Here is a 14,770-nt window from a genome sequence, read left to right on the forward strand (position 1 = left end):
CTCCTACCGTGGGTTCTGCATGCTGGTCGGATCGCTGGCTGGGAAGGTGTCGGCGACCGCCTTGTCAACGACGTTCTCCTCCGAGCCGTTCGCCGCCGGGCCGCTGCGCTGCGGCTGCAGCTCGACCTTGATCCAGCCGCGTTCTCGACGGTCGAACGCCTTGAATGCGGCGATGGCATCGGTCATGGGTTTCACCTGGGTCAGGATCTTCGCCGGATCGATCCTTCGCGCCTGGATCATCTCGATCAGGCGCGGAATGTATTTGCGGTGATGGCAGTTGCCCATGTTCATGGTGATGTTCTTGTTCATCGCCATGCCAATGGGAAAGGTCATCGCATCCGGCGGATACACGCCGATGATCGACAGGGTGCCTGCCTTTGCCAGGCTGTCGACCGCCCACTCAAGGGCCTGAGACGGCCCGTCACCGGGTTGCCACTGGGTTTGTTGCCCGAGATTCGCGCCGTCTGCGGGTTTGCCGCCGCAGCAGCCGTGATCCGCATCGATACCCACCGCGTCGATAACGCGATCGACGCCGATGCTTTTCGTGAGCCGCTTGAGGGTTTCGACCGGGTCTTCACGGTTGAAATCGATGATTTCCGCACCCTGTTGCTGGGCCATGCGCAGACGGTCTTCGTACTGGTCGACAGCGAAAACGCGGCCGGCACCGAACAGCTTCGCGCTGGCAATGGCGAACTGACCAACCGGACCACAGCCGAACACGGCAACGGTATCGCCGGGGCGGATCTCGGCCATTTCCGCACCGAAGTAGCCGGTGGGGAAAATATCGGAAAGCAGGATGGCCTGGTCATCGCTGACATCGGCGGGCAGTTTGACCAGTCCGATGTTGGCGAAGGGAATCCGTGCCTTTTCTGCCTGCAAACCATGAAACGGTCCGGTCATCGATGGGCCGCCATAGAAAGAGGTGCCTGCTTCCTTGCCGTTGGGGTTTGCCACATCGCATTGGGCGAAATAGCCGGAACGGCAGTACGAGCAATTGCCACAGGCAATGGTGGAAGGGATGACGACCCGATCACCGATTTGCAGATTGCGGACGTCGCTGCCCAGCTCCTCGACGATGCCCACGGCTTCGTGGCCCAGAATGGTGCCCGGCTGCATGCCGCTGACGGTGCCGCGAACGAAGTGCAGGTCGGTGCCGCAGATCGCCGAGGCGGTTATACGAACGATGGCGTCGGTCGGGGCCTCGATACGTGGATCAGCAACGTCGTCGAGACTGATATCACCGACACCGTGATAAACGACAGCTTTCATGGCTACTCCGTAACGCTCCGCTCCAGCCGATGGGCTCGGGCGAAAGAATGATGGGTGACGTCCTGCGTTCGGTTCGCGATCAGCGCCAATCGGCGTGCTGCTTCGATGGGGCTCGGCTTTGGGGCCGCATGCCATTCAGCGACGGACGATGCCGAGCAGGTGCACCTTCATTCCGACTGATCATGGCTTTGCCGGTTCATCTTTTTTTCCGCTGGAAGAACCCGGCTCACGGCGCAGAGGGGCGTTTCGGTGTGGGTGTAGCAGGGGGCTAAAGAATCCGTGGGCTATTGAAGCTGTCGTGGCGGCACGTCAGCAGCTTTATACGTCCCAGGGCAAATTGCCGGAGAAGGCCTCGACGAGGTAGTCGATCATTGCCCGCACCTTGGCAGGCGGGCGGCGGTCGGGCGGATAGACCACATGGATGCCGCCAACGGTGAGAGATGGCTGATCCAGCTCCACGGTCACCAGCTCCCCCCGGCGCAGCGCCGCAGCCACGATGAACAGCGGCTGATAGATCAGCCCTTGATCGCCAACGGCCGCGGCCACCAGCGCTGCGCCGTTGTTGGCGATCAGATTGCCCTCGATGGGCACGCGAATCTCCGCGCCAGCACCGAACGCCCATTCGCGACCGCCATGCAGCGCTGAAAGGCTGTAGCCCAGGCAGTTGTGCCGGGACAGATCGCTTACCCGTGCTGGCGTGCCATGCCGGTCCAGATAACCTGGAGAACCACAGACAAGCATCGGGCTGTCTGCCAGGCGCCGGGCCTGCAAAGGGCTGTCTGCGAGCCGACCAATGCGCACGGCCATGTCCCAGCTACCATCGATCAGGTCGACCTGGCTGTCGGTGAGACCTAGCTCGACCTTGACCGCCGGGTGGCGCTGGCTGAATGCGGGCATCAGTGGCGCGATGAAGCGGGTCCCGAAGGACAGCGGCACGTTCATCCGTAGAAGTCCGGTGGCTTCGACGCGTTGCGAGGCAACGCTGGCTTCAGCTTCTTCGATTTCCGGCAGGATGCGCTGGCAGGCATCGAGATAGCTGCTTCCGGCTGGTGTAAGGCTGAGGCGGCGCGTGCTTCGATGGAATAGTTTGACCCCGAGTCGAGATTCCAGCGCATCGACGTGCTTGGTTGCCATCGCCGGCGACATGCCCAGATGACGTGCCGCAGCAGAAAGAGAACCGGCACTCGCAGCCCGCGCGAACACCCGCATTCCAGTGATTCGATCGAGCATCTGGCTCCTACTCCTGGTTGGAACTGTTAGGTCGCTTTGCCCGGTTCATGCCAAACGAAGTGTAATCCATACTTCTCGCCCACCGCTGAACGACGAGGATGCCATGCGCAATTCGGACAAACCGGTCGGCACAATACAGATGCCGACCCTTTTCGTGCCACACGGCGCCGGGCCGTGCTTTTTCATGGACTGGGACCCCGTCAATACCTGGGATCGCATGGCTGAATTTCTTAAAGGCATCGCCGCAACGCTTCCGGAGCGCCCGCGTGCCATCGTGCTGATATCCGGCCATTGGCTGGCTTCCAGAGTCATGGTCACCGCCAGCGCTAGCCCCGAGCTGATCTACGATTACGGCGGCTTTCCGGCTCATACCTATGCACTGCAATACCCAGCGCCAGGTGCGCCCGCATTGGCATCGCAACTGGTCGAGTTGCTCGAGCAGGCGGGAATCGATGCCGGAGCAGATCCGCAGCGTGGTTTCGATCACGGCATGTTCATCCCCTTGAAGTTGATGTATCCGGATGCCGACATACCCGTGGTTCAGCTGTCGCTGCGCAAGGATCTGGATGCCCGGGCACACCTGCATATCGGCCGTGCGATCGCATCATTGCGTGACGAGGGCATCCTGATCGTGGGCAGCGGGATGAGCTTTCACAACATGCGGGGCTACGGCGATCCGCGGTTCGGCCCGGTGTCCGATACCTTCGATGCCTGGCTGACGGCGGCGATCGCATCGAAGCCTGAGCAGCGTGATGCGGCCTTGGCTGAGTGGGATCGAGCGCCCATGGCGCGGCAATGTCACCCGCAACTCCAGGAGGAACATCTGTTGCCTTTGCTGGTGGCTGCCGGCGCGGGCGGTGAATCCGAGGGGCGCCAGATCTTTACCGACCGGGTGATGGAAACCACCTTGTCGGCTTACCGTTTCGGCTGACACCATCCGAATGGTCTTAACTAAGCAGGAGAACGAACCGAATGTATGAATCCCACACGCAAGTCGCCACCGCGAATGCCGAGCGGCTGACCAAAAGGCTGTGCAACCACTGGCGGCACAAATTTCCTGTCGACATCGATTCAAAAGGCGCCGAGATCAAACTGCCCATTGGGGTTTGTGGATTGCAGACCGTCGATGGCGGACTGGCCGTGAAGTTGCAGGCGACCGAGGAGGAGCAGTTGCCGCGCATGCAGACCGTCGTAGCTGATCATCTGCAGCGTATGGCCGGTGAAGAAGCGCTGACATTCGACTGGTCCTGAAGCCCGAACACCTCTCGCTGAGGCGCCATTAGGAGATGTCCATGATCAATGATTCGAGAAGCAAGTACGGTAGCGTGTCCCGCTTCTTTCACTGGCTTATGGCGCTGCTGATCTTCTGGCAGTTTCTCAAGCTTGGTGACCGCATCTCCGAAGGCGAACACTGGGTTGGCGAGACGCTGGTGCCGTGGCACGTCTCGATCGGCGTGCTGATCCTGGTGTTGGTGGTGGTTCGCATTTTCTGGGCCCGCAGCCAGCTTCAGCAGCGCCCCTTGCAGGACCCGGCCACGGCTGGTCTGGTCAAGGGCGGGCACATGGCGTTGTATCTGTGCATGGTTCTGATGCCCATCACCGGGTTGTGTTACATGCTCGGCAATGGCTATGGACTCAAGGTGTTCGGCATGCAGCTGGTCGCCAAGGGTCCGGAGATCGATTGGGCGGCTTCAGTCGGCAGCCTGCATCCGCCGCTGGCCTGGCTGACCGTGTTGCTGGTGGTCGGCCACATCGGCGCTGCGCTTTACCACAAGCTCGTCAAGCGTGACGACATCATGCAACGCATGCTCTGACCGCCGCTAACAGCGCGCCTCAGTTCGAAGCGAAATTGGGCAGCGCGCTGACGGGCTTTGAAAAGCGGAAGGGGATGGACACCAGCGAGTCCCCGTAGTGTTTCTGCACCACGAAGTGAAGATGAGGGCCGGTACTGCGTCCAGTGTTGCCGGAATGGCCGAGCAGGGCACCCGCTTTCACTTGCTGCCCCGCTTTTACCTTCACCGAGCCTTGCTTGAGATGCAGATAAGCGCTGTGCGTGCCGTCATCATGAAGAATGCGCACGAAATTACCGGCCGGGTCTGGCATGCGCCCGGCCTGGCTGTTGCGAATCTTCAGTACCGTACCGGCTCGAGCGGCCACTATGGGTGTACCCACCGGCATGGCGACGTCCACCGCATAACGGCCCTTGGGCGAGTTGTGGCTGAAATCACCACCGGCACCTTGGGAAATATGGAAAGGCCCACCTTTCCAGGGCAGTGCGTAGGCGTAACCACCAACCGAACCTTTCTTGGTCGGGTCAGGCGAGTAGATCAGCGAATAGTTGAATGACTGCTGATACATCAGCGGGTAACCCGGCTGGCGTTTACTCAGCGTGGCAATCCGCATGCGAGTCCTTGCGGGAACGGTTTTGCGAATCACGCCTTTGCCTACACCCGCGACATTGACCATCCGGGTCAACCGGAGCACCACTTCGACCGGTACGTCGGTGTCATTGCGTACATCCATCGCCTTGCCGGTGCCGGCGCGATTGACGAACAGCCGGACGTCACCAGGTTTTTTACCCGCTGGAAGCGTCGCATTGGTAATTGCGCCACCGGCGAAAGCCGGAAGGGCAGGTGTAGAGATACACAGCAGCAGAGCAAAAGAGATGATCAGCCGGGTCGAAGCCATAAACATGTGATCCGTCACGGATGGGAAAACTGCCTGCGGCAGGCAGGACAAATCCGTTGGTTTCAAGAGTGCCGCGCAGGGGTTCGGACTAGAGAGTTGCTGCGTGGTTCACTACCGCACGTCGAGATCCAACGAACGATTGAGGGTTAATTCCGAGTGGGTTTGAAGCCGTCAATATTGGCGATCGAGTCAAACATCGGCAGCCGACCAGATCTCAAGGCCAGAAACGACAGGGCCCCGTAATCCGGGGCCCTGTAGTGACTCAGTCAGGCATAACCTTACTGCTCTTCTTCCTTGATCAACTCCAGCAGCAGCAACGAGCGTCCGGTCAGAGCGTATTCGTCGTTGAACTCGAAGCGCTCGGCCCGTGCATTGGCACTATTGGTGTCGATCAGACGGTTCCAATAAATGCCCTGCGGGACCTCCGGCAAGGTGAAGTTCACCACATCGTGATGGGAATTCACGACGAGCAGCAGGGTGGCGTCGGAGCCGGCGCGGCGGATGCCGGTCGGTTGCGCGCGCCCGTCTAGCAGCATGCCCATGCAGCGATTGTTGCCATCCTCCCAGTGCTCGATGGTCATCTCTTCTGCGTGGGGCGCCAGCCAGGTCACGTCCTTGATACCCAGCTCTTCGTTGTAGGCGCCGACGAGGAAACGCCCGCGACGCAACATCGGGTAGCGCTGACGCAGACGAATCAGCTTGCGCACGAACGACTGCAGAGAGCGGCCTTCCTCCGGAATATCCCAGTTCACCCAGCCGATCTCACTGTCCTGGCAATAGGCGTTGTTATTGCCGTGCTGCGTACGCGCGAACTCGTCGCCAGCCACGATCATCGGCGTGCCCTGTGAGAACAGCAGCGTGGCGAAGAAGTTGCGCATCTGGCGGAAGCGCAGCTCGTTGATCTCGGCATCGTCGGTAGCGCCTTCGACCCCGTGGTTCCAGGAGATGTTGTTGCTGCTGCCGTCCCGGTTGCCTTCGTCGTTCGCCTCGTTGTGCTTGTCGTTGTAGGAGACAAGGTCATTGAGCGTGAAGCCGTCATGCGCGGTGATGAAGTTCACCGAGCTGAACGGACGACGACCACGCTGATTGAACAGGTCACCAGAACCGGTCAGGCGCGCCGCGAAGTCCGGCAACTGGTCGCCGTCGCCTTTCCAGAATGCGCGCACGGTATCGCGGTACTGATCGTTCCACTCGGCCCAGCCGGGCGGGAAGCCACCGACCTGATAGCCACCGGGGCCGCAGTCCCAGGGTTCAGCGATCAACTTGGTCTTGGCCAGCACCGGGTCCTGGCGACAGGCCACGAGGAAACCATGACGCTCGTCGTAGCCATCGTGCTCGCGACCCAGAATGGTTGCGAGGTCGAAACGGAACCCGTCGACATGCATTTCCTCAGCCCAGTAACGCAGGGAGTCGGTGACCATCTGCACCACGCAAGGGTGGCTCATGTCGAGGGTGTTGCCGGTACCGGAATCGTTGATGTAGTAGCGCTTGTCATCCGGCATCAGCCGGTAGTACGAGGCGTTGTCGATACCGCGCATGGACAAGGTAGGGCCGAGCTCATTGCCCTCAGCGGTGTGGTTGTACACCACGTCGAGAATCACCTCGAGATCCGCTTTGTGAAGGTGCGCGACCATTTCCTTGAATTCGCTGATCTTGCCGCTGGCCAGGTATTTGGGGTGCGGCGCGAAGAACGCGATGCTGTTGTAGCCCCAGTAATTGCTCATGCCCTTTTCCAGCAGATGCTGGTCCTGGACGTAGGCGTGGATCGGCAGGAACTCGATGGACGACACGCCAAGCTTGCGTACGTAGTCGATGACCTCTGGTGCCTTGAAGCCACCAAAGGTGCCGCGCATGTCTTCGGCTACCGAAGGGTGCTGCATGGTGAACCCACGTACATGGGTCTCATAGATGATGGTGCGATCCCATGGCACCTGAACCGGGCGGTCGTGGCCCCAGGTAAAGGCCGGATCGATGATCTTGCACTTGGGCACGAAGGGCGCGCTGTCGCGCTCGTCATAGCTCAAGTCACCATCAGGATGCCCAATGGTGTAACCGAACAGGGCCTCGGACCATTTCAGCTCGCCGACCAATTGCTTGGCGTACGGGTCGATCAACAGTTTGTTCGGGTTGAAACGGTGGCCGTTCTTCGGGTCGTATGGGCCGTGCACACGGTACCCATAGATCTGGCCCGGATGAGCGTCGGGCAAGTAGCCGTGCCAGATCTCGTCGGTGTATTCCGGCAGTTCGATACGCTCGAGCTCCGTTTCGCCATCGGTATCGAACAGGCACAACTCAACCTTGGTGGCGTTCGCGGAAAAGATCGCGAAGTTGACTCCTAACCCATCCCATGTGGCGCCTAGCGGGAAAGGTTGTCCTTCGCGGATGCGCGAAGGGTTCAGAATCTCGGGCGCCGCAGGTGTCTTTTTACTCATGTACTCTCCGATGACGGCTCGGTGTCGAGCCTCTGCAAGGCGATTGGACGCCACGGAGGTCCGGCTTTTTGAGGTGCCGGATCGCTCCGTGGCGACATTCAGACTTCTTTTTTGGTGCGTGGGCTCCGGGTCTTCTTGACGCCTGCGGGCGTGCCCTCCGCGGCTTCGGTGTCGGCCTTCGCCTTTGGGCGCGCGGCGGTCTTGGCCGCTGGAGCCGCTTTCGCAGGTTTTTCCTCTTTCGGCTCCTTGGCATCCTTGGTCGCTTTCGCCGTTTTCGCAGGCTTGGCGGCCGGGGTCGCGTCAGTCGGTTTGGTGGCCGTCTTGCGCGCGCGGCTGGCGGGTTTGGTGGCGGACTTACCGTTTTCCGCCTCGACTAGCTTGCGGGCCATTTCCCAATGGCGCGCGTCCTGACCGTGTGGCTTTCCTTCCGAAACCCAGATGTCGTATGCGAAATCGCGGATGCGCTGCTCGTCTTTAGTCATCGTTCTGATTCTCCTGTTGAACTGATTGAAACCTGTAAAAGCGCCACGGGCAGTTGTTGCAAAACCTCGGTCGCATGCAAACCCGCTTGTTTGGGTGTGACTGTCATTCCGTCAAAAAGTCGCTCCAATGCATGACCGCTCAGCGCATCGGGCAATAGCACCTGGGTATTGCCCCAGCGCTCAGGCGAGATTTGCGGGGCCTGTCCATCGCCAACCAGAGCACTTGCCAGGCGCGCGGCGATCACGATCAACCAGGTGCCATCAAGCTCACGGGCGAATGCGATCAGGCTGTCCGCGTGTTCACCTTCGACCTTCAACGGCAAGTAGCGTCCTTCGGTGAACAGCCGCGGTTCGGTGCGGCGCGCACGGAGCGTGCGGGCAATCAACCACTGCTTGATGCGACCGTCCTTCCAGCTTGCCAGCAGCTTGGCAGGGTCGGCTTCGAGGTTGAAGCTCGAGCGACGGGCGTCGAAGTCCACCGGACGTCGATTGTCTGGATCGACCAGACTGAAATCCCAGTAATCGGTGCCCTGATAGAGGTCCGGCACGCCCGGAGTGGTCATGCGCAGCAAGGTCTGGGTCAGGCTGTTCAGCGCCCCGGACGGAGCCAGACTTGCTGCTGCTTCAGCGATATCAGTGCGCAGCGTTCTGCACTCGTCACCGAGCAGCAATGCGCGCAGGTAGTGCTGGCACGCGCCCTCATAATCACTGTTGGGATCGGTCCAGTTGCTGCGCAGCTTGGCTTCGCGAACGGCTTTCTCCTGCCACTTGATCAAGCGCTCGCAGAACGCTTCCAGGCCTTGTCGATCATCGACTGCCAGATCCAGCGGCCAGCAGCTGACCAGGATCTGGTACAGCAGCATTTCATCGCCAGCCGATGGGGCAGGGCCATCGGCCAGCTCCTGGCGTTGGCCGTAAGCGAGCTGCCGCCAGTGGCGAACCTTGGTGGCAAACCATTCGGCCCGTTCGCTGATGACTGTCATCCGTGCGCGGGTATCTTCCCCGCGCTTGTGGTCATGGGTGGCGGTGGTGAGCAGGTTGCGTGGGAAATACTCGGCGCGTTCCAGGCACTCGGCATGGAAGGCATCCACCGGGGCGCTGAACGTCTGCGGGTCGAAGCCCACATCGTTACGCGACAGCAGCGCACCAGAGCGATAGCACGCGGTGTCCTCCACAGCCTTGGCCGCAGCAGGGGAGGTGAGTTGCTGGAACCGGGTGCAGGCATAGCGGCGAATACGCCGCGCCGGCCCTGGCGGCAGCGAGCGCAGGCTTTCGCCGCCGAGCCAGCGGTCAAGCAAGTCCAGCAGTGGCCAGTCAGCTTCGCCTAAGGTGGTTTTCGCGCCGGCCAGTGCACGCTGGAAGAACGGCTCATCCGTTTCCCGCCGACCTCTCGCACCGATGTAGGTACGGTAGACGGGGAAGTGGACGATCAACTCGAGCAGGGCCCTGCGAATGGCGCCAAGGGTGATGTCGCGAGTCATCACGTCGTAACGTGCAACCTGCAACAGCGATTGCGCGACGGTTTCGAAGTCGCCTGCCAGCGGGCCGGTGAGCACCAGCTGACGGGCAAGTCGCACTTCTTCCATGAAGTCGGCTGGGCGTTCTGCGGTTTCGCTCCATAGTGCGCACAACGTTGCCTTGCCGGCCGGATCGTGCTGCAGCAGCGACACCTGATTCATGAATTCGTAGCCGGTGGTGCCGTCCACACCCCAGTCATCGGGCAGGTGTTCGCCTTCCGCCAGAATCTTCTCCACGTAGATCGGCACGTGGTCCTGCGCAGCCTCCGCCGGGCGAGCGGCATTGAGCCGGTCGACGCGACGCCGCAACTGTCGGCAGTAACCGCGTGGGTTGGCCAGGCCGTCGACGTGGTCGATACGAAGCCCGTCTACCAACCCTTCACTGATCAACTCGAAGATCTTCTCGTGGGTTTCCTCGAAGACCACCGGCCGCTCGACGCGCAAGCCGCCCAGCTCATTGATGTCGAAGAAGCGCCGCCAGTTGATGTCATCACCCGCGGTGCGCCAGCTGGCGAGGCGGTAGTGCTGACGCTCCAACAGGCCATGCAGGCGCTTGAAGCCTTCTTCGGTCGTCGAGTCGTAGTGTGCGAGGGCGTGTTCGAGCGTTTGACGGGTCTCGCTGTTCTCGAGCAGTTGCGCAAGGTCGGCACGCAGGCGGCGGGCCGTCTGGTACGGCGCGGGTTCGGTTTTCAGCGCGTCGAAATGGCCGGCAAGGGTACGCAGCTCCGGATTGTCCGTAAGCCGCAAGATCTCGCCATAGCTCGGTGGGGTGATGGGAAAGCGATGTTCATAGTGCTCGGCGTAGAGCGCGCCGGTGTCCACGTCCAACTTCACCGGAATCTTGCCGTCCTGCAGCGCCTCACCATAGTCGCTGCCCAGGAAGGGAACCAGGAGTTGGCCTTCAAGGAGCGGGTCCGGCGAATTCCACTGAATGTCGAAGAACTGTGCGTAGGGGCTGCGACGGCCCCATTCGAGCACGTCCAGCCACCAGGCATTGCCTGAGCCGCCCACAGCCATGTGGTTGGAAACGATGTCGAGGATCAGTCCCATGCCTTTGGCACGCAACGCATCGACCAGGCGACGCAGGGCCGGCTCGCCGCCCAGCTCAGGGTTGATGCGGGTCGGGTCGATCACGTCGTAGCCGTGCATCGAGCCGGGACGGGCCGTCAGCAAAGGCGAGGCATAGATGTGGCTGATGCCGAGATCGGCGAAGTAGTCGACCAGCGCGGTGGCGTGATCGAGGGTGAAATCACGATGAAACTGCAGGCGCAGCGTCGCGTTTAGGTCTCTCATCGAATGTTGTTTCCAGTGGTCTGCTTGCGAGCGTCAGCCAGCATCTTCAAGCGGCGCGTGCAGCTCGGATCGTCAAGCAGCGTGGCACTATCGCTGGGATAACGGCGACGCCAATTGGGGTGGATGTCTGTAGTGCCCGGCATGTTGGGTTGTTCGAGTAGGCAGAGGGCGTCCTCAACCGGGAACAGCACCAGCGGCGCAGGGGTGCGGGCGATAAATGCACCACAGGCGTCAGCCAGGGTGTGCGGATCATTCAAGTCGCCCTGGATATCCGGGGCGTACTCGTGCAGCAGACGTATCAGGCCTGCGCGTTCGCGTTCACGCTCTTCCACCTGGGCTGGCCTTTCATGTTCTTCATGCTGCCCGACGCGGATTCGCCAATCGATATCGTGACCCTGCCACCAGCCATTGATGGTCGGCAGGTCGTGGGTCGTGGAAGTCGCCAGCGCACTGCGAGGCCATTGCTCGGGCGTCTTGAAGGTGCCGTTGTTATCGCGCTCGAAGAACAGCACGCGCATGCCCAGCAGATTCCGATCTGCAAGCTTCTCGCGGAGTCCGTCAGGGACGGTGCCCAGATCTTCGCCGAGAATCACGGCGTTACGCCGCCAGGCTTCGAGCGACAGCAGGCGCAGCAAATCATCGAAGGGGTAGTTGAGATACGCGCCTTCATTCGGCCCAGCGCCGGCCGGGATCACCCACAGACGCATCAGGCCCATGACATGGTCGATACGCATCCCGCCTGCATGAGCCAGGTTGGCGCGCACCATCTCGATAAACGCTCGGTAGCCATGGGCTTTGAGACCCCAGGGTGAAAATGCCGAGATGCCCCAGCTCTGACCCTGACGGTTGATGATGTCCGGTGGTGCACCAACGCTCAGTGACGCCAGCACTTCGTCCTGCCGGCTCCAGGCCTGGCTGCCGCCACCGTCTGCACCTACCGCCAGATCACTGATCAGGCCGATCTTCATGCCGGCGCTGCGTGCGGCCGTCTGAGCACGCTCTAGGCCACGTGCGATCAGCCATTGGCAGAAGGCGTAATAGCTGACTTCCTCGGCGTGTTCTTTTGCGAACTGCTCAACGGCCGCGCTTTGTGGCGTACGGTACTGCTCGGGCCAGTCCCGCCAATGCTGTGGATGGCCTTCAGGGCTGAGCAGGGCGGCATGCAGTGCCTCGAAACGGCAGTGATTCTCCAAGGCTTCGCCGCCAGCAGCGCGGAAGCTATCGAAGTCGGCCTGCTGAGCATTGCCGCCTGTGGCGAAGTCTTCATAGAGCGCCCGCAGCAGGCATTGGCGAGTGCGCGAGACGGCATCCCAATCGACCAGCTCCAGCTGCTCCAGCCGCTCAAGTTCGTCCGCCAACCCACAGGATTCGATGGCACGCCGCAGCGGTGTTTCACCGAGAATGGCTTCCGGAGCGCTGTGCAGTATGTTGAAGAACAGCCGACTGGACGGCGAGTAAGGGCTGTACTGGCCGCTGTTGCCGGTGAACATGGCATGAATCGGGCTGATACCCAGCGCATCGGCGCCATGAGCAGCCGCGTTGCGTGCCAGTGTTTCAAGCGCCAGGGTATCGCCGAGGCCTCCGTCACCGGGGCGACGAAGACTGTAGAGCTGTGCAGTCAATCCCCATGCATCAGAACCGGCCACGCTTTCAACACTGGGGCATGCGTGGGGGGCCACGGCGACGGTCAGGTGTTGTCCTTCAATCTGCAGACGGTGATAACCCGGTGCGTCGATGGGCGCCAGCCGGGCCTGATCATTCAACGTGCCCTCACGACGGGTGCCGTCTTCCAGTTCGAGCACGTAATCAGCCGACGCCGTGAAGTATGGGCTCAGGTCCAGCGCCGACCCCTGATCCAGAGTCAACAGCGGCGGAAGGCTGGTGCCGCCGTTGGTGGCATGCAGCTTTTCCAGGCTGCTCTCGATATCGGCATCACTATCGGCGGCAAGTCCCAACCCCTTTAGCACAGCACGCAGTACTTCAGGCGTTACGCGCTGGTCGCGACCATCGGCGTCGATCCAGTCGATGGACAGGCCCGCCGCCTTGGCCAGGCGGTTAAGTCGTTCATCGCTCATCGTGCAGCCTCCAGGTACATCTTCGCGGAGCGGGCGGCTAACGTGCCCGCTTGTGATTCGGCTTCAGCGCCGCGGCTCGCATGCAGCAACCGTGCGCCGGCCGGGATGGGATCGACCGGCACGTCGACGCTGCTGAGGTTCAGCTCCAGGCGCAGCTCACTGCCATCCCCCAGCCGCCAGCGGGCGAGGGCGGCCGCTTCGCCAAGGGCCTGGGCGCCGAGGAAACTGGAACCTTCAAGCCGGGGGACGACTTCACTGTGGCGAATCTTCAGCAGGTGGCGATACAGCTCCTGCCACTCGCGGTGCTCGGGCTCATCCATTTTGCTGAAGTCGGGCTTAGACGCCTCGTATGTCTCGACCGCATTCGGGTCGGGTATGCGCTCACGGGTCTGCTCATCAGCGAACTCGGAAAACTCCGCGAACTCGCCACGGCGACCTTCACGCACGGCGTCGGCAAGCTCGCCGTGGTGGCTGGTAAAGAACAGGAACGGCTCGCGCGCGCCCCATTCTTCGCCCATGAACAGCAGGGGAATCATGGGTGAAAGCAGCAACACCGTTGTCGCCGCTTTCAGTGCATCCGGGTCGGTCAGGCCGATAAGCCGGTCGCCGAATGCACGGTTACCAGTCTGGTCGTGGTTCTGCAAAAACAGCACGAACGAGGTCGGCGAGAGATGGCCGCTCGGTTCGCCACGTGATTCACCACGACGATTGTTCTGGCCCTGATAGATGAATCCTTCACCCAGGAAGCGCACCAGTTTGTTGGTCGAATCCTGGTGATATTCCCCGTAATAACCCTGGCTCTCATCGGTAAGCAGGGTATGCAGGATGTTGTGGCCGTCGTCGTCCCACTGCGCCGTAAAGTGGCTGTCCAGCAGGCTGGAGCGGTTTTCCTCATTCTCCAGCACCAGATGCACATGGCGCCCAGGCTCGACTTCGGCACGAACGCGCTCAGCCAACTCCGGCAGGAAGGTACGGTCCGGAATCGCGTGGACAGCGTCCATGCGCAGCCCGTCGAAACGGTATTCCATCAGCCACATCAGGGCGTTATCGATAAAGAAGTCACGCACCTCGCGGCGCCGGAAATCGATACCGTCGCCCCAGGGCGTCTGCTGATCGTGGCGGAAGAAATGCTTGGCGTAACGGTGCAGGTAATTGCCGTCCGGCCCGAAGTGGTTGTAGACGACGTCGATGAATACCATCAAGCCGAGACCATGCGCGGTGTCGATCAGGTGCTTGAGCTGCTCTGGCGTGCCGTATGACGCTTCGGGCGCATACAGCAGAACACCGTCGTAGCCCCAGTTGCGGTCGCCTGGGAATTCGGCAAGCGGCATCAATTCGATTGCTGTAACCCCAAGGTCCGCCAGGGCCTGCAGGCGCTGTTCGATTTCGGCGTAGCCGCCGTAGGTGCCAACGTGCAATTCGTAGAGCACGGTTTCGTGCCATGGGCGGCCTTGCCACTGCGAGTTGCGCCACTGATAAGCATCAGGGTCGACCAAGATGCTGGGATCGTGAACGTCGGCTGACTGCGCCCTGGAGGCGGGATCAGGCACCTGCAATTCGTCATCGATCAGAAAGCCATACTGAGTGCCAGCGGTGGCCTCGGCTTCGACGCTGTACCAGCCGTCTTCATTTGCCTGCATGGGCAGCGTGTCGCCGCCGATGATTACCAGGCTGACGCTTTGCGCGTCTGGAGCCCAGAGCCTGAACCGTGCACGCGAATCATCGAGTAGCACCGGTCCGTGTTGCCCATTGCGGGCAGGCCTGTTTTGCATTGATTGACCTCG

Annotated in this window: 11 protein-coding genes; 3 read left to right on the forward strand and 8 right to left on the reverse strand. The window is 61.3% G+C overall.

The annotated features are described in order from the left end of the window. Window positions 1-3: 3 nt before the first annotated feature. Together NA619_RS17905 and NA619_RS17910 are read right to left on the reverse strand one after the other, a co-directional pair. The gene (locus tag NA619_RS17905) at window positions 4-1,269 is read right to left on the reverse strand and encodes a zinc-dependent alcohol dehydrogenase (RefSeq protein ID WP_255963164.1); all 1,266 of its coding nucleotides are present in this window, start codon (window positions 1,267-1,269) and stop codon (window positions 4-6) included. Between the two features lie 318 nt (window positions 1,270-1,587). Further along, on the reverse strand, window positions 1,588-2,499 hold the full coding sequence (locus tag NA619_RS17910) for a LysR family transcriptional regulator (protein ID WP_255963165.1): 912 nt from the start codon (window positions 2,497-2,499) through the stop codon (window positions 1,588-1,590). Window positions 2,500-2,602: 103 nt separating this feature from the next. Between NA619_RS17910 and NA619_RS17915 the strand changes: the two genes are divergently transcribed. The 3 genes from NA619_RS17915 to NA619_RS17925 are packed head-to-tail and all read left to right on the forward strand — an operon-like array spanning window position 2,603 to window position 4,313. Further along, the gene (locus tag NA619_RS17915) at window positions 2,603-3,430 is read left to right on the forward strand and encodes a DODA-type extradiol aromatic ring-opening family dioxygenase (RefSeq protein WP_255963166.1); all 828 of its coding nucleotides are present in this window, start codon (window positions 2,603-2,605) and stop codon (window positions 3,428-3,430) included. Window positions 3,431-3,471: 41 nt separating this feature from the next. After that, a complete protein-coding gene (locus NA619_RS17920) occupies window positions 3,472-3,750 on the forward strand; it encodes a DUF2218 domain-containing protein (RefSeq protein ID WP_255963167.1) in 279 nt (92 codons plus the stop codon). A 41-nt stretch (window positions 3,751-3,791) separates the two neighbouring features. Next, entirely contained in the window at window positions 3,792-4,313 is a 522-nt protein-coding gene (locus NA619_RS17925) for a cytochrome b (RefSeq protein ID WP_255963168.1), read from the forward strand. A gap of 19 nt (window positions 4,314-4,332) precedes the next feature. Here the strand turns inward: NA619_RS17925 and NA619_RS17930 are convergent, their stop codons facing one another. The 6 genes from NA619_RS17930 to treZ all read right to left on the reverse strand — a co-directional run bounded on the left by NA619_RS17930 (window position 4,333) and on the right by treZ (window position 14,758). Beyond that, entirely contained in the window at window positions 4,333-5,187 is an 855-nt protein-coding gene (locus NA619_RS17930) for a M23 family metallopeptidase (protein ID WP_255963169.1), read from the reverse strand. Window positions 5,188-5,465: 278 nt separating this feature from the next. After that, window positions 5,466-7,619, reverse strand: coding sequence for a glycogen debranching protein GlgX (gene glgX, locus NA619_RS17935; protein WP_255963170.1), 2,154 nt, complete (start codon window positions 7,617-7,619; stop codon window positions 5,466-5,468). A 98-nt stretch (window positions 7,620-7,717) separates the two neighbouring features. Further along, window positions 7,718-8,101, reverse strand: a complete 384-nt coding sequence (locus tag NA619_RS17940; protein ID WP_255963171.1) for a DUF2934 domain-containing protein — start codon at window positions 8,099-8,101, stop codon at window positions 7,718-7,720. Next, window positions 8,098-10,911: a malto-oligosyltrehalose synthase gene (locus NA619_RS17945; RefSeq protein ID WP_255963172.1), complete on the reverse strand. Its 2,814-nt coding sequence runs from the start codon at window positions 10,909-10,911 to the stop codon at window positions 8,098-8,100. Before NA619_RS17945 ends, NA619_RS17940 begins: the two co-directional genes overlap by 4 nt. Beyond that, entirely contained in the window at window positions 10,908-12,986 is a 2,079-nt protein-coding gene (gene malQ / locus NA619_RS17950) for a 4-alpha-glucanotransferase (protein ID WP_255963173.1), read from the reverse strand. Before malQ ends, NA619_RS17945 begins: the two co-directional genes overlap by 4 nt. Further along, the gene (gene treZ / locus NA619_RS17955; protein WP_255963174.1) at window positions 12,983-14,758 is read right to left on the reverse strand and encodes a malto-oligosyltrehalose trehalohydrolase; all 1,776 of its coding nucleotides are present in this window, start codon (window positions 14,756-14,758) and stop codon (window positions 12,983-12,985) included. The genes malQ and treZ overlap by 4 nt, the downstream gene beginning before the upstream one ends. Between the last annotated feature and the right edge of the window lie 12 nt (window positions 14,759-14,770).

Source organism: Stutzerimonas stutzeri (assembly GCF_024448895.1).
GTDB lineage: Bacteria > Pseudomonadota > Gammaproteobacteria > Pseudomonadales > Pseudomonadaceae > Stutzerimonas > Stutzerimonas stutzeri_Q.

What these genes read in the sequence shown, in the direction of transcription:
- NA619_RS17920 (WP_255963167.1), top strand. Translation starts at nt 3,472, where the DNA reads ATGTATGAATCCCACACGCAAGTCGCCACCGCGAATGCCGAGCGGCTG.
- NA619_RS17925 (WP_255963168.1), top strand. Translation starts at nt 3,792, where the DNA reads ATGATCAATGATTCGAGAAGCAAGTACGGTAGCGTGTCCCGCTTCTTT.
- glgX (WP_255963170.1), bottom strand. Translation starts at nt 7,619, where the DNA reads ATGAGTAAAAAGACACCTGCGGCGCCCGAGATTCTGAACCCTTCGCGC.
- treZ (WP_255963174.1), bottom strand. Translation starts at nt 14,758, where the DNA reads ATGCAAAACAGGCCTGCCCGCAATGGGCAACACGGACCGGTGCTACTC.
- NA619_RS17945 (WP_255963172.1), bottom strand. Translation starts at nt 10,911, where the DNA reads ATGAGAGACCTAAACGCGACGCTGCGCCTGCAGTTTCATCGTGATTTC.
- NA619_RS17905 (WP_255963164.1), bottom strand. Translation starts at nt 1,269, where the DNA reads ATGAAAGCTGTCGTTTATCACGGTGTCGGTGATATCAGTCTCGACGAC.
- NA619_RS17930 (WP_255963169.1), bottom strand. Translation starts at nt 5,187, where the DNA reads ATGGCTTCGACCCGGCTGATCATCTCTTTTGCTCTGCTGCTGTGTATC.
- malQ (WP_255963173.1), bottom strand. Translation starts at nt 12,986, where the DNA reads ATGAGCGATGAACGACTTAACCGCCTGGCCAAGGCGGCGGGCCTGTCC.
- NA619_RS17910 (WP_255963165.1), bottom strand. Translation starts at nt 2,499, where the DNA reads ATGCTCGATCGAATCACTGGAATGCGGGTGTTCGCGCGGGCTGCGAGT.
- NA619_RS17915 (WP_255963166.1), top strand. Translation starts at nt 2,603, where the DNA reads ATGCGCAATTCGGACAAACCGGTCGGCACAATACAGATGCCGACCCTT.
- NA619_RS17940 (WP_255963171.1), bottom strand. Translation starts at nt 8,101, where the DNA reads ATGACTAAAGACGAGCAGCGCATCCGCGATTTCGCATACGACATCTGG.